The organism is Roseibium album, assembly GCF_001404515.1.
GTDB lineage: Bacteria > Pseudomonadota > Alphaproteobacteria > Rhizobiales > Stappiaceae > Roseibium > Roseibium album.
The window spans coordinates 501,341-521,774 of record NZ_CXWE01000004.1; the positions used below are offsets into that span (position 1 = coordinate 501,341).

15 protein-coding genes are annotated in these 20,434 nt (G+C 54.6%); 6 read left to right on the forward strand and 9 right to left on the reverse strand.

Annotation, left to right across the window (positions count from 1 at the left end; translation table 11 throughout):
• On the reverse strand, window positions 1–3,401 hold a 3,401-nt coding region (locus LA5095_RS15685; protein ID WP_055116444.1), incomplete at its 3' end, for a cadherin-like domain-containing protein.
• Between the two features lie 571 nt (window positions 3,402–3,972).
• On the opposite strand from LA5095_RS15685, the gene LA5095_RS15690 reads away from it, so the two are divergent.
• Window positions 3,973–5,190, forward strand: coding sequence for an NADP-dependent isocitrate dehydrogenase (locus LA5095_RS15690; protein WP_055116446.1), 1,218 nt, complete (start codon window positions 3,973–3,975; stop codon window positions 5,188–5,190).
• A gap of 22 nt (window positions 5,191–5,212) precedes the next feature.
• Here LA5095_RS15690 and LA5095_RS15695 read toward each other — a convergent pair whose 3' ends face one another.
• The gene (locus tag LA5095_RS15695; protein ID WP_055116448.1) at window positions 5,213–5,566 is read right to left on the reverse strand and encodes a hypothetical protein; all 354 of its coding nucleotides are present in this window, start codon (window positions 5,564–5,566) and stop codon (window positions 5,213–5,215) included.
• An 82-nt stretch (window positions 5,567–5,648) separates the two neighbouring features.
• Window positions 5,649–7,196 carry a S8 family serine peptidase gene (locus tag LA5095_RS15700; RefSeq protein ID WP_082442429.1) on the reverse strand — a complete coding sequence of 516 codons (1,548 nt, stop codon included), beginning with the start codon at window positions 7,194–7,196 and terminating at the stop codon, window positions 5,649–5,651.
• A gap of 506 nt (window positions 7,197–7,702) precedes the next feature.
• On the opposite strand from LA5095_RS15700, the gene LA5095_RS15705 reads away from it, so the two are divergent.
• Window positions 7,703–8,341 (forward strand): glutathione S-transferase family protein, encoded by a 639-nt coding sequence (locus tag LA5095_RS15705; protein WP_055116957.1) that lies wholly within the window; start codon window positions 7,703–7,705, stop codon window positions 8,339–8,341.
• A gap of 246 nt (window positions 8,342–8,587) precedes the next feature.
• Here LA5095_RS15705 and LA5095_RS15715 read toward each other — a convergent pair whose 3' ends face one another.
• From LA5095_RS15715 to LA5095_RS15725, 3 genes are all read right to left on the reverse strand, one after another.
• The gene (locus LA5095_RS15715; RefSeq protein WP_144436008.1) at window positions 8,588–8,887 is read right to left on the reverse strand and encodes a hypothetical protein; all 300 of its coding nucleotides are present in this window, start codon (window positions 8,885–8,887) and stop codon (window positions 8,588–8,590) included.
• 93 nt (window positions 8,888–8,980) lie between these two features.
• The gene (locus LA5095_RS15720) at window positions 8,981–10,987 is read right to left on the reverse strand and encodes a HAMP domain-containing methyl-accepting chemotaxis protein (RefSeq protein WP_055116454.1); all 2,007 of its coding nucleotides are present in this window, start codon (window positions 10,985–10,987) and stop codon (window positions 8,981–8,983) included.
• Window positions 10,988–11,593: 606 nt separating this feature from the next.
• Entirely contained in the window at window positions 11,594–12,292 is a 699-nt protein-coding gene (locus LA5095_RS15725; RefSeq protein ID WP_055116456.1) for an aspartate/glutamate racemase family protein, read from the reverse strand.
• Between the two features lie 124 nt (window positions 12,293–12,416).
• Here LA5095_RS15725 and LA5095_RS15730 point away from each other — a divergent pair, with 124 nt between their 5' ends.
• Both LA5095_RS15730 and LA5095_RS15735 read left to right on the forward strand, forming a co-directional pair.
• Entirely contained in the window at window positions 12,417–12,824 is a 408-nt protein-coding gene (locus tag LA5095_RS15730) for a hypothetical protein (RefSeq protein WP_208992712.1), read from the forward strand.
• A gap of 103 nt (window positions 12,825–12,927) precedes the next feature.
• Window positions 12,928–13,386 carry a cupin domain-containing protein gene (locus LA5095_RS15735; RefSeq protein WP_055116961.1) on the forward strand — a complete coding sequence of 153 codons (459 nt, stop codon included), beginning with the start codon at window positions 12,928–12,930 and terminating at the stop codon, window positions 13,384–13,386.
• Window positions 13,387–13,412: 26 nt separating this feature from the next.
• Here the strand turns inward: LA5095_RS15735 and LA5095_RS15740 are convergent, their stop codons facing one another.
• On the reverse strand, window positions 13,413–14,699 hold the full coding sequence (locus LA5095_RS15740) for a cyclic nucleotide-gated ion channel (protein ID WP_055116458.1): 1,287 nt from the start codon (window positions 14,697–14,699) through the stop codon (window positions 13,413–13,415).
• Between the two features lie 191 nt (window positions 14,700–14,890).
• Here LA5095_RS15740 and LA5095_RS33415 point away from each other — a divergent pair, with 191 nt between their 5' ends.
• Window positions 14,891–15,016 carry a hypothetical protein gene (locus tag LA5095_RS33415; protein WP_268873255.1) on the forward strand — a complete coding sequence of 42 codons (126 nt, stop codon included), beginning with the start codon at window positions 14,891–14,893 and terminating at the stop codon, window positions 15,014–15,016.
• A gap of 76 nt (window positions 15,017–15,092) precedes the next feature.
• On the opposite strand, the gene alaS is transcribed toward LA5095_RS33415, so the two are convergent.
• Window positions 15,093–17,750 carry an alanine--tRNA ligase gene (gene alaS / locus LA5095_RS15745; RefSeq protein WP_055116460.1) on the reverse strand — a complete coding sequence of 886 codons (2,658 nt, stop codon included), beginning with the start codon at window positions 17,748–17,750 and terminating at the stop codon, window positions 15,093–15,095.
• A gap of 270 nt (window positions 17,751–18,020) precedes the next feature.
• On the reverse strand, window positions 18,021–19,106 hold the full coding sequence (gene recA / locus LA5095_RS15750) for a recombinase RecA (protein WP_055116462.1): 1,086 nt from the start codon (window positions 19,104–19,106) through the stop codon (window positions 18,021–18,023).
• A gap of 316 nt (window positions 19,107–19,422) precedes the next feature.
• On the opposite strand from recA, the gene LA5095_RS15755 reads away from it, so the two are divergent.
• Window positions 19,423–20,364 carry a PfkB family carbohydrate kinase gene (locus LA5095_RS15755; protein WP_208992713.1) on the forward strand — a complete coding sequence of 314 codons (942 nt, stop codon included), beginning with the start codon at window positions 19,423–19,425 and terminating at the stop codon, window positions 20,362–20,364.
• Window positions 20,365–20,434: the final 70 nt, after the last annotated feature.

Here is a 20,434-nt window from a genome sequence, read left to right on the forward strand (position 1 = left end):
GAGGCAACCGACAGGCCGTCTCCGTCGGCATCCGTATCATTGGCAAGAAGGTTCTGGCCGGAAAGCAGGCCATCCTCACCGACAGTGTAGCTGTCGTCGACCGAGACCGGTGCCGTGTTGTCATGCGATCCTTCAATGGTGATCGTCACCGTTGCCGGTTCGGAGTTCCCCTCGCCGTCGCTGGCAACATAAGAGAATGTCTCCGTTGCGGTCTCTTCATCGCCCAGGTGATCGAATGCACCGTTCTGGTCATAGGAGAACGTGCCGTCGGCATTCACCGTCAGCAGTGCACCGGAATCCAGCACGATCTGCGAGCCGACCGACGCAGGAGAGCCATTGACCGAGGCAACCGACAGGCCGTCTCCGTCGGCATCCGTATCATTGGCAAGAAGGTTCTGGCCGGAAAGCAGGCCATCCTCACCGACAGTGTAGCTGTCGTCGACCGAGACCGGTGCCGTGTTGTCATGCGATCCTTCAATGGTGATCGTCACCGTTGCCGGTTCGGAGTTCCCCTCGCCGTCGCTGGCAACATAAGAGAATGTCTCCGTTGCGGTCTCTTCATCGCCCAGGTGATCGAATGCACCGTTCTGGTCATAGGAGAACGTGCCGTCGGCATTCACCGTCAGCAGTGCACCGGAATCCAGCACGATCTGCGAGCCGACCGACGCAGGAGAGCCATTGACCGAGGCAACCGACAGGCCGTCTCCGTCGGCATCCGTATCATTGGCAAGAAGGTTCTGGCCGGAAAGCAGGCCATCCTCACCGACAGTGTAGCTGTCGTCGACCGAGACCGGTGCCGTGTTGTCATGCGATCCTTCAATGGTGATCGTCACCGTTGCCGGTTCGGAGTTCCCCTCTCCGTCACTGGCAACATAAGAGAAGGTCTCCGTTGCCGTCTCTTCATCGTCCAGGTGATCAAAGGCACCGTTCTGGTCATAAGAGAATGTTCCGTCGGCATTCACCGTCAGCAGCGCACCGGAATCCAGCACGATCTGCGAGCCGACCGAAGCGGAAGAGCCATTGACCGAGGCAACCGACAGGCCGTCGCCATCGGCATCCGTATCATTGGCAAGAAGGTTCTGGCCGGAAAGCAGGCCATCCTCACCGACAGTGTAGCTGTCGTCGACCGAGACCGGTGCCGTGTTGTCATGCGATCCTTCAATGGTGATCGTCACCGTTGCCGGTTCGGAGTTCCCCTCTCCGTCACTGGCAACATAAGAGAAGGTCTCCGTTGCCGTCTCTTCATCGTCCAGGTGATCAAAGGCACCGTTCTGGTCATAAGAGAATGTTCCGTCGGCATTCACCGTCAGCAGCGCACCGGAATCCAGCACGATCTGCGAGCCGACCGAAGCGGAAGAGCCATTGACCGAGGCAACCGACAGGCCGTCGCCATCGGCATCCGTATCATTGGCAAGAAGGTTCTGGCCGGAAAGCAGGCCATCCTCACCGACAGTGTAGCTGTCGTTTTCTGCATCGGGCGCGGAATTCGTGTCCGCCTCGAGCGAATCCAGGATGGACTGGTGGCTGACTGTCTGATCTGCAAACCCAAGCCACTCGACCGTAAACTCCACAAGGTCCACGGCAACATTGATGACCTGAAGGAACGAGCCGCTCACGGCAAAACTGTAGTCCGAAAAATTGCCGGAGAAGATAGCCGTATCCGTTCCCGATCCACCGAGATAAGTGTCATTGCCCGCGCTGTCGTGGAATGTATCGTTGCCACCATTCCCGGTCAGGGTATTGTCGGCACTATTGCCATGGAAAGTCTCCGCTCCCGAACCGCCGATCGCGTTTTCAATGATCGTGCCTTCCGCAATTGTCAGGTTTCCAGTTCTGCCGCCGATGCTTGATACCGAAGGTCCCGTTGACTGACTGTCGCTTGGCGCAAGGTTGATTACGGAATTGTTGCCATAGCCCGACAGGTCGAGCGTATCGATGCCACCGCTGTCGACAATTGTTGACGCGGTCTTGTGCGCATAGCTCGACCATTGCGCCCAGATATCACTCACATCGGACGTTACCGTCGTGTTGAAGCCCCAGGTCGTGTTTTCGGTAAATGCATTCGAAACGCCGTAACCTTGTGACCCGTAGATCGCATCCAGCGCCATCCAGTCGACGGACATCGGTGTTTGCAAAAGCGCACCCGACGCATCTACATTCGTATTCTCTGTCTGGCTGAAATAGGACATCATCGATGCCTGCCAGCTGTCATTTGCAAAATTGTTGCTGACACCGAAGGTCGCAGAGCCGTTGTAGTTGCCCTGGTGACCGAGGCCGAGCGCATGACCGATCTCGTGGAAGATCGTTTGCAGCGTGTAGTCGTTGTAGGTCGACGTTCCCCCCGACCAGGAGCTTGCAACATTCACATAGCTCGCCGCAATTGTACCGCTGCTGTAGTAGCTGTAGTTGGCCCAGGCACCGGAGGAATTGTCGCTGAAGAAGAAATCGACTTCAGACGTGTTTGTCGAAGTCGTTTCTTCGAAATCAATGCCAAGCGTCGCTTCGAACAACTTGAAGGCCTCACGCACCAGAACCTTGCGTTCTTCGGTAATGCCATTGCTGTCGGAGGAAAAACCGGAGAGGTTGTAATGGAGAACGCCATTGTTGGCGTCGGTTCCGGATGTTCCAAGATTGTGGGACAATGTCCCTTCCGAATTGGAAACATTCAGTCCCTTGTCCGCCCAGTAACCGCTGGTCAGATAGTCTGCCATATCTCCCAGCGTAGACGGCGCGGAAGTCGTTCCAGTCGAGCTCAGACCCGCTTCAGAATCCGCATTGAGCGTCACGCTGCTTTCTTCCCGGGCACCACATCCCGGGCATGGGCAGGTTTGATCGTGCAGGATAATGCCGTCGTCACCAACCGCTGGGGCAAAGGCTTCGAAAACCGATGCCGTGCTGTCGCCTTCCCCCGGCTGCGCAGCCTGCTCAGTGGAACGGGCATCATGACCGGTGTTTTCGGTAGCGCCCCCCGGTTCAGCTACCGGGGTATTTGTGTCCGGTCTCGCAGGTTGGTTGCCTTCACCGTTCGCGTCAGGTTCGCCATCAAAGAGTGAATCGAAAAGCGCCTTGAGCGGGCTGTCGTTTCCGGCATCGCTCATGTCAGGCTCAACAGAAGAACCAGAAGCGTCGTCTTCCACTTCAGCGACATCAGTGTCGGTAGGATCTTCCTTGCGGGATCGCGCTGATTTCCACGCCGGCCCTGATCCGAGAAACTGTATCCAACGTGCGCCGAACGAAGTTGCGCCGGAAATGTCCGTGTCTTCCGGGTCGATCGCCGGTGTCCCTTGAGAAATCTCTGAAGACCACCGCCCCGACTTGAAACTCGCGGCAACGGAAGACCCGAAGACAGCCTGTGGAATGACTGGACCGTTTTTGAACCCAAAATTAAATGCCGGATGCATGAAGCCTCTCAAAACAGGTTTCCCTAGATCCGCAAAATCAAAAATCCTGCAGCAGACGGCCCATACTCTGGGTTACGGAAAGCAAGCTATCCACCAACTTGGGGTATATAAAAAATAGTATTGCAAAGTATAATTTTTTAAAATTTGAATTTTATTTGTGTATATTCTCAAATTCTATAAGTTAACAAAATGTAAATAGTCAAAATACATTCATTTGAACAAGAGTAAACACTTTGAAGCAAAATCTCTTTCGGGCTGGAACACCCGCAAATTTACCACTGATAAAGGTTATGAAAGCGCTTCACCCATTGTTCATTCGATATCTTTCAAAGCATGTCAGAGGCAAAAAAAATCAGATTATCTTTCATTTTGTTCTGTAGACGCGCTGTTTCGAAGCGTCATATGCCCTAACCGGCAAAAAAAACGCAATCTCAGTCGAGCGGGAATGGAGCGTGTTGCATTGCAAACTTCGATTGTATACAAGCGCGCACAATTGTTTTCCGGTACAACTCTGTATCGCAAGACTTCGTTCGCCGATCCCGGCACCTAATCCCGCGAGGCACATCCGTCCATGGCAAAGATCAAAGTCGAAAATCCGGTCGTCGAACTCGATGGCGACGAGATGACACGTATCATCTGGACCTTCATCAAGGACAAGCTGATCCATCCCTATCTCGACATCGATCTGCAGTATTACGACCTCTCCATTCAAAAGCGCGACGAAACCGACGACCAGATCACCGTCGACGCAGCCAATGCCATCAAGGAGCACGGGGTTGGGATCAAATGCGCAACCATCACGCCCGATGAAGCCCGTGTCGAGGAATTCGACCTCAAGCGCATGTACCGGTCTCCCAACGGCACGATCCGCAATATTCTGGGAGGCGTCATTTTCCGCGAACCGATCATCATGCAGAACGTCCCTCGGCTGGTTCCCGGTTGGACACAGCCGATCATCGTCGGCCGCCATGCCTTTGGCGATCAATATCGAGCGACAGATTTCACGTTCCCGGGCAAGGGCAAGCTGACAATCAAGTTTGTCGGCGAGGACGGAACCGAAATCGAGCGCGACGTCTATGACGCCCCCTCCTCCGGTGTCGCAATGGCCATGTACAATCTTGATGACTCGATCCGTGATTTCGCCCGCGCGTCACTGAACTACGCGCTGCAACGCAAGGTGCCCTGCTATCTTTCCACCAAGAACACGATTCTCAAGGCTTATGACGGGCGTTTCAAGGATCTTTTCCAGGAGATCTACGATGCCGAATTCAAGGACGGATATGCTGATGCGGGTATCTGGTATGAGCATCGCCTGATCGATGACATGGTCGCCTCTGCACTCAAGTGGTCAGGCGGTTATGTCTGGGCCTGCAAGAACTATGACGGTGATGTCCAATCCGACACAGTTGCGCAAGGGTTCGGTTCTCTCGGTCTGATGACTTCGGTTCTGATGACACCAGACGGCAAGACCGTGGAAGCGGAAGCTGCCCATGGCACGGTTACGCGTCACTATCGCCAGCATCAGAAGGGCGAAAGCACGTCGACCAATTCGATCGCCTCGATCTTCGCCTGGACCCGTGGCCTTGCCCACCGGGCGAAACTAGACGGCAATGACAAGCTGGCCGGTTTTGCCAGGACGCTTGAAAGCGTTTGTATCAAAACCGTTGAATCCGGTTACATGACCAAGGATCTTGCCTTGCTCGTGGGTCCGGATCAGGGCTGGCTGACGACAACGGGTTTTCTCGACAAGATCGATGAAAACCTGGCGAAGGAAATGGCGGATCTCTAGTGCGTGGATCCGCGTCGCAATGTCAAAAGAATGAAGGCGATGGTGGTACGATCACGTCCGCGACATAGTCGCTGACATTGGCCGGGATCCGGGTGGCGTGGGCTGCAACACCCACCGCCTCCGCACCGGCCTCAATTCCGAATGTCTCGACAAATTTCGTTCTGGACCCCTCGATTGAAATCGTCGTCCCGTCATCTCCGGTGACCCGAAAGCCAAATCCTTCCAGCGCCTTGCGCGCGGTGTCGCGGACTTCCGGGGGGACCCTGTATTTGTCTATCACGCTGGCGGTCAGCGCCTCTTGTGCATCCAGGATGGACGTTCCGTCGGCTCGTTTGAGCACCACCTGCGCGCCGTAGACTGTGTCGTCGTCCGTCATTGGTCTCCACTTTCAGGACAAATTGCCGACAAAGGCATGCGCACCGTGCGCATGCCGATCTTTCCTCAGCCTGCTACAGGCCTTACCTTGAGCGCAAGGTATCTATCATGTCGTCGATAAACTCCTTGGAAAATTCCGGCATGGAGCCCGACGTCACCATTGCCAGCTGTTTCTCGCGTGTGGCGTTGAAGAACGTAGCTGCAACGTCACCCATCGTATTGATATATGCCCATTTGGCATCTGCAAGCCCCGCTCCGGTCGCAAGATCGGGACCGCTCGTGGCGGTGTGACCCATTTGGGTTGTGCCCTTTTTGACGTCACGGGCACTCTTGATCAGGCTGTCCTTTACCTGTGCAGGCGTAAGCGACGCATCCTTTTCAAGGATCAGGGCGCAAATTCCTGCGATCTGCGGACACGCGGCGGAAGTTCCGGAAAACAGTCCCCACCCGTCCGTGTTCGAGCCGGTTGACGGTGCGATGCCATCCAGAGACGCTCCCGACTGGACCGGCAACATCAGGCTTGGCGCTTTGGTTCCGCCGATATTGACGCCTTTGCCGGTCAGCCCGCAAAGGTCGGGCACCTGGCGCCCCGGATACCAGGTTGAATTGAAACTTGAGGCATAACTGGAAGCTTCAAAGTCGTTCTCATCAGGAAGGTTCACGTGGACACCACCGACGGATATCACGTCCGGATGGCTTCCCGGGAACCCGAAGTGACCGTTACCGGCCGAAAAACACACGACAACACCCTGGGCTACCGCATTGGCAACCGCTGCTTCCAGGGGCTTCAGCCAGTTCGGGATCGTGGTCCCGGGTGTATCGACGCTGTAACCCCAGCTGTTTGTCAGAATTTGTGGTTTGGGGTTGGCATTCAACGCCGCATTTATCGCCCCGACTGTATCGTTACCCATCTTGGTCATGCGCAATTTACAGTCCGGCGCGCAGGCGAACACGTTGGCACTTTCTCCTGTGCCATGGCCGTTGGGGTCATCGGCCGGGTCCGTCGCACCTGGGGCCAGGATCGTGGACAGAAGCCTGTAGCCGCGGGAACTGAAAAACGGATGCCGGTAGTGGCCGGTATCAAGCATCCCGACCACAATATTCTTGCCTGTCACTCCGAGCCGGTGAACCCGGGCCGCTCTCAACACGACGGCAACACCATCGGGGACCATCAGATAGGGGTAAGCATCCTTGTGAACCGATGCGAGCGGCGGGATCGGATGAGTCGCGAAATAGGTGGGAGGACGTGCAACAACTGCGCCTTCGATCAGCTTGCTGAATTCATCGGGCGCATTCATGAGGGCTGCCTCCGGCTCCTCGCTTGTCGCCATGAACTCAACAGTCGTCTCCGGACGGATTTCCGCTTTTTGCTTAGTCAGTTTTGCTCCGAAAAAATCCTTGAAGAGCTTCGCGGTACCGCCGATTGAAATTGTTGTTTCGTTCGACGCCTCTTCAAAGACATGGAACCCCGCCCGGCTCAAGGCGCGCTTTGTATCGCGGACGTCCGAAGGATCGGAGTTGAACTGTTTTACATTGTCACTGGTGATCGCTTCCTCTGCGTCAAATAATGTCGTCGGGCCAAGCGAACGAGGTGAGACCGTGGCAATAACTTCATATTCTCCATTGCTCATGATAAATCTCCCTATAAAAGTCGTTTTTCCATGAAATATAAGACCTGCAGAAATGATGCAGGAGGGTACAATTATTAACAGTACCAGAGAGCTCAACACGAACTAGAGAATAAAAGTATTATTCGAGAACAAAATTCCTCGAAACTATTATAATTTTGTCTTGTTAATAAAAAAGAACGCAACGCAATTACACGTAAGGATAGTCCTGAGTTTTGTTCATCTCGGGAACGTCTAAAAAAAGAAACGTGATTGCTTGGCGATAACAAACAAGTGCGCCACAACCTGGAAAAAGATCGCGAGCAAAGGCTTTGAACAGCATTTTTCGGCTTGTTCAAGACACGGAAAACAATCGCGTCGTGCCCCTCCGGAAAATTAACAGGGCTGAGGCCCGTTGTTCAGTCATTTGACGCAAGCTAATGTCTCTATTGACCGGTCCCTGCTCCGGGGACATGCAACATCGACGGAACCACCAGGCTGATGCCGGCCAACAAGATGAGCGGACACAGATGATCGAATTATTCGGCTCGGACTATTCAGTTTATGTGCGCTCAGCCAGGTTGACGCTTGAGGAAAAGGGCATCGACTACACCCTGTGTCCGATTGATGTCTTCGCACCCGGTGGCCCACCGGACAGCTATCTGGCGCTGAATCCCTTTGCGAAAATCCCCACTCTAAGGCACGGCACATTCGTCATTTACGAGACCGGCGCCATTCTGCGCTATGTCGATGAGCAGCTTGAAGGCCCCGCGCTTCAGCCTGACGACATTCAGGTGCGAGCACGGATGAACCAGATCCTGTCCATCCTGGACGCCTATGCCTATTCGACGCTTGTCTGGGAGATCTATGTCGAGCGTGTGGTGAAGCCGCGCGACGGCAGCGCTCCGGACGAGGTCAGGATCTCATCGGCAATCGGTCAGGCCCGACGAATTGTCACGGCGCTTGAAGAATTGACGCGGTCCGGGCCGTTTCTTCTCGGCAACCAGTTGACCCTCGCTGACTGTCACGCGGCCTCGATGATGCATCTGTTTCAGCAGGCGGAAGAAGGTGCCCTGCTCCTGAAGAGCGCTCCGGTGTTGTCCCGCTGGCTTGAGATGTTCAGATCGAGAGCGAGTTTTGTAAAAACCGCGCCGACTGCCGGCGACTAGATCGCAGTATGATGATTTGAATGTCGCTGATCACCTGGATGAGAAGCAGGAAATTCGATCGATTATAAAAGCCGCAATGTGCTCTTGCAGGCCCATGGAATTTCCGGTCCGAACCTGACCACATCCAGGCTGCAGGATCCGATCTGGTCAGCTCCAGAGGAACCCAGATGACGATAGCGGTACTGGCTCGGCGCATTCAGCCTGAGGTCAATCTGAACGGAATCCGACTGAGGCCTGCATTGCATTTCATCGGTTTTTTCCAAGCACGCAAACACTGCTGGAGTAGTTGTCAATGACGATCGCTACCTGTTTCGCCAGTTTTCGGACGATCACCGCCTCGCTCGGATTTGTTTTTGACAATTCGAGCATTTCAATAATGTTGCGCGACAGTGCAACCACTTCGCCGGACTTGTCGAAATAGCTGTCGACACCATCGGCTTCCCAACAATCCACCAATCTCTGAAAACCGGCGATCAACATTTCATTTTTGGAACTGTCGATATCATCAGAAGGCAGAAATCCCAGGATTGAAACCACTTCACCCATCATTCCCTCCTATTGTTCGCCAGATTTTTCGCCCGATCGATTGTCAGGAAGAGTTTTGAAAGGGAGTTGAGATCCACAACTCCCTCCATTGGATCAGGCAGCTCTGACTTCGGCCAGGAACTTCTCGACCTGTGCCTTGAGCTGTTCGGACTTGCTGCTAAGTTCAGATGCCGTCGCTGTCACCTGTGTCGCGGCCGATCCGGTTTCGCTGGCGGCTCGGGTCACCTCCAGAATGTTGGAGGTCACTTCACCGGTTCCAGCTGCTGCCTGTTCGACACTGAGAGCAATTTCCTGAGTTGCAGCGGTCTGCTCTTCGACAGCCGAGGCAATTCCCGAAGCAATCTCGTTGATGTCCGCAATCGTCTTGCCGATACTCTGAATTTCGGCCACCGCGCCTTCTGTCTCTGTCTGAATGCTCGCGATTTGCTGACCGATTTCCTCCGTCGCCTTGCCTGTCTGACTGGCAAGATCCTTGACTTCAGCCGCAACAACGGCAAATCCCTTGCCTGCCTCTCCGGCCCGGGCTGCCTCGATAGTTGCATTGAGCGCAAGCAGGTTGGTTTGCTCCGCAATATCGGAAATCAGTTTGACGACATCGCCAATCTTCTGCGCTGCTATCGCCAGTCCCTGTACCTGCTGGTCGGTACTTGTGGCCTGCTCGACAGCCCGTCCTGCAATTTCAGCGGATTGAGACACCTGGCGGGAGATTTCCTGAATTGAACTGCTCAGTTCTTCGGTCGCACTCGCCACCGTCTGAACGTTTGCGGAGGCATTTTCTGCAGCATTTGCGACTGTCGATGCCCGGTCGTTTGTGTCACTTGCAATGTTCGACATGGAATGAGCGGTTGATTCCATTTCGGTGGAGGCCCCAGCAACTCCTCCCAGCAAGTCGGAAACACTTGTGTCGAATTCCTGTGTCAGGTTCTCGATTGCTCGGGAACGGGCTTCCCGCGTTTCAGCCTCCTTGGCCTCTTGATCGGAAAGCTCGTCCGCCTTGATCATGTTTTCCTTGAAGACCTGAACGGCTGCCGCCATCAGGCCGACTTCATCCTTGCGGTTCTGATCCGGAATTTCTGCGGTCTTGTCGCCTTCCGCCAGGGATTTCATCGAGACTGTAATCGAATTGATCGGCTTGGAAATTCCCATCCCGATAAACCAGGCAGCCAGGGAACCAAGAAGGATACTGACGGTGACGATCGCAATCGTTACGGTAACGGCAGTTTCAAGGGCGGCCGTTGTTTTTGGGCCGAGCGAATCCTGCTCTTTTTTCACGCCCAGCTTTAACTGCTCCATTTCCGAAGCAACCTTTGGCCCAACCGTATCAAGCGTCCCGGCGATGATGGCATTTCTCTGAAGTATTGTCTCGCGAACGTCGTTGAAGGCAGAAACGTACTGTACGAAGAGTTGTTCCGCTTCCTGCGCCAGCTCTCTGCGTTCCGGATTTTGCAACGAAGCGATCAGGGTTTCGTAATTGGCGGTAAATTCTTCGGATTCCTTGATTGCCCGTTCGAAGTCCGCCTGCTTGTTGGAAATCAGAAACTTGCCGGAATACAAACGCATCAACAGCAAATTGCGTTGCACATTTCCTGCATAATAGGCAGCCGTCGCATCATCGTCATCATGCGCGCTTTTCATCACAGCCGTAAGGTCGCGCTCGATTTGCGGTCCAAATACATCGAGTGAGCCAAGAACCAGCTTGTTTCGCTCGTCCTGAAGCGACGTGACTTCACCAAATGCCTGGATGTATGCCTGCATTTCTTCGGACGCTACGGTGACCGTCTGTTTCTTGGCATCTGAATCGACCATTTCACCAAGTCTTCCGGCGAGATCCAGCGTGCTGGCCGCACGTTTTTCCACTGTCGCAATTGCGTCTTCGGAACCGTTGATAATGAAATTCTTGACCGCCAGCCGTGTTTCCAGAAGGTTCGCCTGAACCCGGCCCGCCTGGTTGGCCTGCAACGCAATTGAACGGTATCGCGTGAACTGGTCATTGCCGCTGCTCAGGTTCAGTGCGCCCGTTGCTCCCGTCACGACAAGAAGTAATAGTATTATTCCGAAGCCGCCGAAAATTTTCAGCGTGACGGGTATATTCTTGAGCATTTTTTCCACCTCGGAATACGAAAGAATGACTAGCGAACTGAGCGAATCGATAGCGATCGTGTAAGCGCTTACGTAGATGGAGCATTAATTCGCACTTAAGAAATTAACGCATCCTTACGGATTAACTTTTTCAACTTTAGCTAATTGAATATTCAAACACACCTGCAAAAATTGACAGGTAACTTTCTACCAGGTGATGAATTCCGGCGACCTGCTAAACCTTGAATATACATGGCCTAAAGTAGGAGACGCTTCGGCATCCGATCGACTTTTTTCGACAGGCCAACCCCTCCCCTGACGCAGTCCGAAGATGTCCGCATGGCCCGATGGCCAACCGATCTCGGCCCACCGTACAATTGGCTCCCCATGAAATGGCCGCAGAAATCTCAAGAATTGGCGTTGCTGAATTAAATAAAGTCCAAATTATTTTACCATATATGAAAGATATAAATGCAATATCTTACATAACAATTTCATAATTTATTTCTTAATTACTTTCAAAACACTCATTATGCGAGGCAGATCAATGCGGTCGTCAGAAGCAGTGATGCAGCTTGGCGTATCCCTATTCGTGAAGCAGGCCTGTCACACTTGAAATTCACACGATCAACCGGTTTCCAGCGCGAATTTCAACGCTGCCCGAGCATGCAGAGTTGTTGTGTCAAATGAGGGAATGCTGAAGTCATCGGCTGATACCAGAAGCCCGATTTCCGTGCAGCCGAAAATGACACCGTCCGCCCCGGCTTCGTGTTCCTTTGCGACGATTTCAAGGAGCGTCTGCTTTGAGTCGGCCCAGATCTCTCCCTTGCACAACTCTTCATAAATGATGCGATGAATTTCCGTTCGGTCGTCCGCATCCGGCACACGCACGTCGATGCCGTGTATGTCTTTCAAGTTTCCCTTGTAGAAGTCCTGCTCCATCGTGTAACCGGTTGCCAGGAGCAGAGGTGTCTTGCAGCCGTTTTCCGTGATCGAAGGCGCCGTCGCATCGGCAATGTGAAGAAGCGGAATGTTGACAGACGCCTCCACGTCTCCGGCCATCTTGTGCATCGTGTTTGTGCAGATGACCAGGCAATCCGCCCCGCCCCGCTCCAACTGACGGGCAGCGTTCACCATCATGTCAGTCGCCCTGTCCCAGTCTCCCGATGCCTGTGCAGCCTCGATCTCGGCAAAATCAAAGGACCAGATGAGACATTGCGCCGAATGCAGTCCGCCCAGCTTTTCGCGGGCCATTCTGTTCAGGAACTGATAGTAGGTGACCGTGCTTTCCCAGCTCATTCCGCCAAGCAAACCGATGGTTTTCATGTTAGCCTTTCCGGGTTTTCAGTAAGCTGACTTTTTGATTCTGCAGACGGGGGAAAGCATGCTTGATTCAATTTCTGAAGTTCGATTTTTTGATCATTTTTTTCAGAAGCTTACGAGAATTCTCTTGGGTGCCTTCCTCCTGATTTCGATCAGTCTAGGGGCTTCGGCACAATCCGTCTACGAGCCAGGACGCGGGACAGCGGACCGAAGCGGCATTTTGAACGCGATCCGTCCGATGCTGGAAGCGCGCGTCGGACCACCTGTTGAATTTGTCGTTGACTGGATGCGGGCCGGATCAGGCTGGGCCTTTGTCCAGGTCAGTCCACAGCGCCCGGGAGGCGGCGTCATCGACTTGAACAGAACGACATATGCAATGCAGGCGGAATACATGGATGGCCTCATGACATTCGCCCTGCTGCGTTACCAGTACAATCGATGGAACCTGATCGACTTTGCCGTGGGTCCGACCGATGTTTTCTGGCATGGCGATCCGCTCTACGCTCAGGTGCCGCCAGGCCTGCTGCCATATTGAGTGTCACGTTCCTGGAAAACAGCATCCTGATCCCGGGCGAGCGCTCCCCTCGCGGCAAGTCTCCTGGTGCGCCATGCACGAGCGCAACAACGGAACCATGCTCATGAATTCGACAAGCGATACAAAAGACCCTGCTGCTCACTACTGGCATCTTTGGACCGATATTGACGGCGTCACACACCAGTCCCATTGCCGGTTCTCCAATTTTGAACTGCAGAGTTTCGCCCCACCGGCCAGCGACCTCTGGGTAAAACGCCTTGCAGCCGATCCTCAGGACATCACGATACTGGTCCTTCAGCCCGGGACGTTGAGGTGGCACCGCAATCCGAAGCCGCAGTGGATCGTTCCGCTCTCGGGAACCTGGTTCGTTGAGAGCATGGATGGGACCCGTGTGGAAATGGGCCCCGGCATGGCTTCATTTGGTGAAGACCAGCTCTCCAGGCCCGGTGCCAACGGACGGGAGGGACACCTGTCGGGTGTTGTAGGCGATGAACCTTGTGTCCTGCTGTTGATCCAGGTGACCGATACTCCGAGGACAGACGCTGCTTGCAGGCTGGACTGAAATCTGACCGGCCCTCTGAATAAAGACTACCGGGCGGGATCCTTGTCCGTTTCATCGTCCTTGTCGAATGAAAGCTCCGGTTCTTCGCTCATCTCGTCTGCAGAAGCATAGACCCCGGCCTGCTGAAGCTCTTCTTCTGCAAGTTCGCCAAGCACCTTCTTGCCGGCAGCGACACGCTCGCGCGCTTCGTCCATGATCTTTTTGGCAAGCGTTTCGTCCCTGTTCATGAGTTCCTGGAGCGTGTCGGACTCAAGCACAAGCAACTGACAGTCCCGGTAGGCCGTTACGGTTGCCGTTCGGCGGCTTTGATTGATGAGAGCCAGCTCTCCAAAGAAACTTCCTTCTCCTAGATAAACCGTTTCATGTTGCAGCTTGATCGCCACTTCACCTTCCGAAATGAAATACATCCGGTCAGCCACGTCGCCTTTTTCTGCTATCACCCCGCCTTTGCGAATTGCCTGTGCCTGCAGGAGTTTTGAAACTTCCGCGATTTCGGTTGCCTTCAGGTCTTCGAACAGCGGGACACGGGCGACCATCGACCAGGTGACAACAAAATCCCTGCTGTGAATTTCGCGCGCGAATGCGGAAGCGATAATTCCCACGGGCAGCGCAATCAGGCCATACCCCATCAGCATGACCACGCTGCCAACGATTTTCCCGAGGTTGCTGACCGGTACGACGTCCCCATAGCCCACAGTCGTGATCGTCGTGATTGCCCAGTAGATGCCGTGAAGAATGCTACGGAATTTCTCGGGCTGAACGTCATGTTCTACGAGATACATCAGGGTCGCCGACAACAGGATCACACCGCTGATGATCATGCTTGAACCCAGAAGCGCCTTCCTCTCACCGACGACAGCCGAAATCAGCGACCGGAGCGCCGGTGAATAGCGTGCGAGTTTCAGGAACCTGAGCAATCGAAGGATGACGACGATTGTGAAGGCCTGATTGGGCAGGAAGAGAACGAACAGAAGCGGAAGGGCTCCGATCAGATCGATGATCGCATCGGGATGAGCCGCATAACGCAGTCGAGACCACAACGGACCATAACGACGAAGCGGCGGGTGCAGATCGGCAACATAAAGCCGCAATATGTACTCTATGAGGAAAATGAACCCGCTGCCGAGCTGAAGAAACCGCAAATGGTGGCCAAAAGTTGTGCGCACCTGAGGCACCGTTTCCAACACCGCCAGACCTATGTTCAGCAGAATCAGGAAAATCAGGAAATGACTCAAAGTACGGGCTGCGACCTTTCGTTTGCCCGTGTCCTCAAGCACTTCATAAAGAGCCCGTTTGAAACTTTCGTCCTGCACTGCGCGCTCCGTATTGAAAAATCAGCGATTTCATGAATAGCCGAATATCGTTTCAGGACAAAATCATCCGTTCGGGTCTTCACGCATACCGCGCGATTCCGTGAGAGCCGGTTCCGCGAACGTGATTGGGCAAATTTGTCGCAGGCCCCATTTCTATGGATGTGGGCGACACAACTCGTCAGGAGGGAATTATGACAATTGAAACCAACAAGGTCCGCGCAGCGGAGACGTCACCTCACCACATCGTGCTGAAAATGCTGATCGTGTCGACATTCCTGGCCGCAATCGCGATGGCCGTCACCGCAGCTCTGAACTGACCGGCACCACGGTCCTGATGAAAAAAGCGTGCCCAGTTGGCACGCTTTTTCATTTCTCAAAGTCATCGATACCAAATCACATTGCGCTCAGGTGAGTCTCGATCGCCGCAATCGCGCTGTCCGCCTTTGCGCCATCCGGTCCCCCGGCCTGTGCCATGTCCGGACGGCCTCCGCCGCCCCGTCCTCCAAGCGCTTCCGATCCGATGCGCACCAGATCCACCGCGTTCACCTTTTCCGTCAGATCCTTGGTGACTGCGGTCACGATCGCCGCCTTGCCATCTTCGGCGACGTTGATCAGTACGATCACCCCTGACCCGAGCTGGGCCTTGGCCTCGTCAGCCATGCCCTTCAAGTCCTTCGGATTGATGCCTTCAACCGTGCGTGCCATCAATTTGAAGGCACCAGCATCCTTGATCGGCGCAGTTCCGTTGCCGCCTCCGCCCATCGCGAGCTTTTTCTTGGCATCAGCAAGTTCCTTTTCCAACTTGCGGCGTTCATCCACAAGCTGGGAGACCCTGGCCGGCACATCATCGGCGCCGATCTTCAAAAGTGCCGCGATTGCGCGCATGCGCTTGTCCTGCGCATCAAGATAGGAACGCGCTTCAGCGCCCGTAAGTGCCTCGATCCGGCGCACACCGGCGGCAACTGCACCTTCGGAAACAAGCGTCACCAGTCCGATGTCGCCGGTCCGCTTGACATGGGTACCGCCGCAAAGTTCCAGGGAATAGGGCTTGCCTTCCCGTGACCCGTGCAATGCCGTTCCCATCGAGACAACGCGCACTTCATCACCGTATTTTTCACCGAAAAGCGCCATCGCACCGGCCTCGATGGCATCATCGACCGCCATCAGGCGTGTCTCGACCGGAGCATTCTGCAGGATGATCTCGTTTGCATAGGTCTCGACTGTCGCCAGTTCGCTGTCATCCATCGGCTTTGGGTGAGAGAAGTCGAACCGCAAACGGTCCGGCGAGACCAGAGACCCTTTTTGTGCCACATGCGTGCCGAGCACTTCACGAAGAGCCTCGTGAACAAGGTGTGTCGCGGAATGGTTTGCCCGCACAGCGCTGCGCCGGGCGTGGTCAACCTTCAGCTCCAGAGCAAGGCCGGGGACGAGCTCTCCGTCCTCAACCGTGACACTGTGGACAAAAAGACCATCGGCTTTTTTCTGCGTGTTGGTCACCGTAGCTTTCAGACCGGCTGCAAGCATCTCTCCGGTATCACCGACCTGACCACCGCTTTCACCATAGAACGGTGTCTGGTTCAGAACGACGAAGCCGCTTTCACCGGCGGACAGTTTTTCGATTTCCATATCTTCAGAGGCAAGCGCAACAACAACACCTTCCGCGCGCTCGGTCTCGTAGCCGAGAAAATCCGTCGCGCCGTGTTTTTCCTTCAAGGCAAACCAGACGGCCTCGGTAGCGGCCCCTCCGGCCCCGGACCAGGCAGCGCGAGCTTCGGCTTTCTGGCGCTCCATCGCGGCATCAAAACCGTCGGTATCGACGGATATGTCGCGCGCGCGCAGCGCGTCCTGTGTCAGGTCGAGCGGGAAGCCATATGTGTCGTAAAGCTTGAAGGCCGTTTCACCGTCAAGCTGGCCACCGGCCGTCAGATCGTCCGTTGCGGTGTCGAGCAACCCAAGGCCGCGTTCCAGCGTCTTGCGGAACCGGGTCTCTTCCAGCTTCAGCGTTTCGGTGATCAGGTCCTCTGCGCGAGACAGTTCCGGATAGGCACGTCCCATTTCACGCACGAGTGTCGGCACCAGCTTGTGCATGAGGGGTTCAGCCGCACCAAGGAGATGCGCGTGGCGCATCCCCCTTCGCATGATACGGCGCAGCACGTAGCCCCGGCCCTCATTGGAGGGCAATACACCATCAGCGATCAGAAAACTTGTCGAGCGCAGATGATCAGCAATCACCCGATGACTGCCGAGCGCAGCACCGGCAGCTTCGACATTCGTTTCATGTTCCGACGCAGCGATCAGCGCCTTGAACAGGTCGATATCGTAGTTGTTGTGGACGCCCTGCAATATGGTCGCCAGTCTCTCGATACCCATGCCCGTATCAATCGAGGGACGCGGCAGGTCGAGACGTTCATCGCTCGTCTGCTCGTATTGCATGAAGACGAGGTTCCATATCTCGATGAAACGGTCGCCATCCTCTTCGGCGGAACCTGGAGGACCACCCCAGATATGATCGCCGTGGTCGTAAAAGATTTCCGAACACGGACCGCAGGGTCCTGTATCACCCATGGACCAGAAATTGTCCGACGTTGGAATACGGATAATCCTGTCATCGCTGAGGCCGGCAATTTTCTTCCAGAATCCGGCAGCTGCCTCGTCCTGAGAATAAACGGTTACGAGAAGCCGGTCCTCGGGCAACCCGTATTCCTTCGTGATCAGGTTCCAGGCAAGCTCGATTGCTCTTTCCTTGAAGTAGTCTCCAAAGGAGAAATTGCCGAGCATCTCGAAGAACGTGTGGTGACGGGCGGTGTAACCGACATTGTCCAGATCGTTATGCTTCCCGCCGGCACGGACAACCTTCTGGGCGGTCACAGCGCGCGAATAGGGGCGTGTTTCCAGCCCCGTAAAAACGTTCTTGAACTGGTTCATGCCCGCATTCGCGAACATCAGGGTCGGGTCATTGCGCGGAACCAGCGGTCCGGACTCAACCACTTCGTGATCGTTTTTCTTGAAAAAGTCCAGAAAGGTAGAACGGATTTCATTTACGCCGGTCATTCGGGTCTCACATCAGTGCCTGCCCTTGGTAATTCGGGCCAATTGAAAATCTAAAGGTGCGAAGGCCCCATTTCAGGGTCCACACCGGAACTGCCTTTTAACTTTGACCTCAAACCCTGTCCAGCAATTGAGCACGTCCTGACAAAGTCAGAGCACTCCATGAGTGCTGGTCCTTTTCCGAGAGACAATGAAAAAGGCTTTCTCCGAAACGGGAGAAAGCCTCTATCAAATCGCGCAAGTCACCGATACTAAGTATGCAAAAACAATATCTTAGCTTTGATCGTCAACCAGATCTTCAGCGCTTTCAGCCGCTTCAGGGTCAATGATCGCTTCCGCAATCAGGCCCGCATTCTGACGGATGGCCAGTTCAATTTCCTCCGCAATTTCCGAATTGTCCTTCAGAAACTGCTTGGCATTCTCCCTGCCCTGACCGAGGCGCTGGCTGTTGTAGGAGAACCACGAACCGGACTTTTCGACAACATTGCCTTTGACGCCGAGGTCGATGAGTTCACCCATCTTGGAAACGCCTTCGCCATAGACGATATCAAATTCAACCTGCCGGAAGGGAGGGGCAAGCTTGTTCTTGACCACTTTCACACGTGTCTGGTTTCCGACGACCTCGTCACGATCCTTGATCGCGCCTATCCGGCGAATGTCGAGACGGACGGAGGCATAGAACTTCAGCGCATTACCACCTGTTGTGGTTTCGGGAGACCCGAACATCACACCGATCTTCATACGGATCTGGTTGATGAAGACGACCATGCACTTTGACTTGGAAATCGAAGCCGTGAGTTTGCGCAGGGCCTGGCTCATCAGGCGGGCCTGCATGCCGGGCAAACTGTCACCCATCTCGCCTTCCAGCTCGGCCTTCGGCGTCAGAGCGGCAACGGAGTCAACGACCAGTACATCGACCGCGCCCGACCGGACCAGCGTGTCGGCGATCTCCAGAGCCTGTTCACCGGCATCCGGCTGCGATATCAGCAAGTTGTCGATATCGACACCAAGCTTGCGGGCATAGAGAGGATCAAGAGCATGCTCTGCATCTATGAAAGCGCAGATACCGCCCTCTTTCTGGGCTTCGGCGACGGTATGCAGGGCAAGCGTTGTCTTGCCGGAAGACTCAGGGCCGTAAATCTCGACAACACGGCCGCGCGGCAATCCACCGATCCCGAGTGCAATATCAAGACCCAGGGACCCGGTCGAAACAGATTGAACCTCAACAACCTGCCCCTGCCCCATCCGCATGATGGATCCTTTGCCAAAGGAGCGTTCAATCTGGCTGAGCGCTGCATCCAGCGCTTTTGTCTTATCCATCTGGCTGCTTTCTACGAGACGAAGTGTATTTTGCGACATAGCTTACGCTCCTTATTCCACGACGGACGCGTTGTTTCAATGGATGGGTTTGTACACTATTTGTTCTCAATAAACAAGAACAGCAAACTGCTTGGTTTTAATACGGAAATTATACTTTGTTTCCAATATGTTCTCATTTTTGTCAAATAAGATACCGTTGCGTTAGAAAAGAATGGAAACATATCGTGATTCTGTCTTCCGGCAGAATCGCGTCACCCGCCGAACAGGTTGCCGCAGTCTTGATGATCTGCTAGCCCGCAGGTTTTCCCGGTCCCGGTCAAAAGACCGGCCTGCTCTAGACGGAAGTGCCATACCTGTGTTCTCCACACCCGAATATCGATTGGTTTCCATCGGTGCGGTTCACTACGATACGATTGCGCATGCGGTCACCAAAATTCATCGTGAGACATCGACCCCTGCCCGCTTCAGCGCCAGACCGGGCGGCGTTGCCACCAACATCGCCCGCGCCGTTTCACAGCTTGGTGTTGAAACGACTTTGATCGGAGCAGTCGGTGGAGACGGTGCTGCTCATTTGCTTGAAGATCAACTGACACGGGAAGGACTTCGCCTGAACCTGGTGCAGCGCCTGGATCATTCGACAGGACAATATCTCGCATTCCATGACCCTGGCGGAGAACTTGCCGCGGCCTGCGTCGACGATCGTGTCTTGTCCGAAGCACCGGACAATCTGTTCGACACTCTCCTGGACAAGGAAACAAAGGTTTCAAACGAAAAGACCCTTTGGTTTCTTGACGCGAACTTGCCCGAAGCGATGCTGCAGCACACCATCGAACGTATCGGCGGCCAGTTTGTCATCGCCAATGCCGTCTCGGACGCCAAGGCACCGCGTCTCAGACCTGTTCTGAAGGGTCTCGATTGCCTCACGCTCAACAAAAGCGAAGCAGCATCTCTCCTTAACAGGCCTACCGAGACACCCGCCGAAGCGTTGGCGCAGGCATTGATCGACAGCGGCCTGAAGTCGTTCATCCTGACCGACGGTGGCGGCGAACTGCGGGTATTTTCCGGCGAAACGCTGCGCAGCTTCGCTCCTCATACAGCCGAAATCGTGGATGTAACCGGCGCAGGCGATGCCTTGACCGCCGGAATGATCGCAGCACTGGCAAGAGGGTATGACCTCCTCGATGCGACGCGCTTCGGATTGTCGGCAGCAGCGCTGACCCTGAGGTCTACCGGTGCGCTTGCCGGCGATTTGTCCTGGCAAAATCTCGAGATTTTTGACCAGTCGGACAAATTGTAGCCTTGGCGCAACGCCACGATCTACCTATAAGGCGCTCAACTCACGTCCCAACAATTTTGGATGGGACAGC

What these genes read in the sequence shown, in the direction of transcription:
- LA5095_RS15735 (WP_055116961.1), top strand. Translation starts at nt 12,928, where the DNA reads ATGAATTCGACAAGCGATACAAAAGACCCTGCTGCTCACTACTGGCAT.
- recA (WP_055116462.1), bottom strand. Translation starts at nt 19,106, where the DNA reads ATGTCGCAAAATACACTTCGTCTCGTAGAAAGCAGCCAGATGGATAAG.
- LA5095_RS15695 (WP_055116448.1), bottom strand. Translation starts at nt 5,566, where the DNA reads ATGACGGACGACGACACAGTCTACGGCGCGCAGGTGGTGCTCAAACGA.
- LA5095_RS15705 (WP_055116957.1), top strand. Translation starts at nt 7,703, where the DNA reads ATGATCGAATTATTCGGCTCGGACTATTCAGTTTATGTGCGCTCAGCC.
- LA5095_RS15720 (WP_055116454.1), bottom strand. Translation starts at nt 10,987, where the DNA reads ATGCTCAAGAATATACCCGTCACGCTGAAAATTTTCGGCGGCTTCGGA.
- LA5095_RS33415 (WP_268873255.1), top strand. Translation starts at nt 14,891, where the DNA reads ATGACAATTGAAACCAACAAGGTCCGCGCAGCGGAGACGTCACCTCAC.
- LA5095_RS15715 (WP_144436008.1), bottom strand. Translation starts at nt 8,887, where the DNA reads ATGGGTGAAGTGGTTTCAATCCTGGGATTTCTGCCTTCTGATGATATC.
- LA5095_RS15725 (WP_055116456.1), bottom strand. Translation starts at nt 12,292, where the DNA reads ATGAAAACCATCGGTTTGCTTGGCGGAATGAGCTGGGAAAGCACGGTC.
- LA5095_RS15690 (WP_055116446.1), top strand. Translation starts at nt 3,973, where the DNA reads ATGGCAAAGATCAAAGTCGAAAATCCGGTCGTCGAACTCGATGGCGAC.
- LA5095_RS15700 (WP_082442429.1), bottom strand. Translation starts at nt 7,196, where the DNA reads ATGAGCAATGGAGAATATGAAGTTATTGCCACGGTCTCACCTCGTTCG.
- alaS (WP_055116460.1), bottom strand. Translation starts at nt 17,750, where the DNA reads ATGACCGGCGTAAATGAAATCCGTTCTACCTTTCTGGACTTTTTCAAG.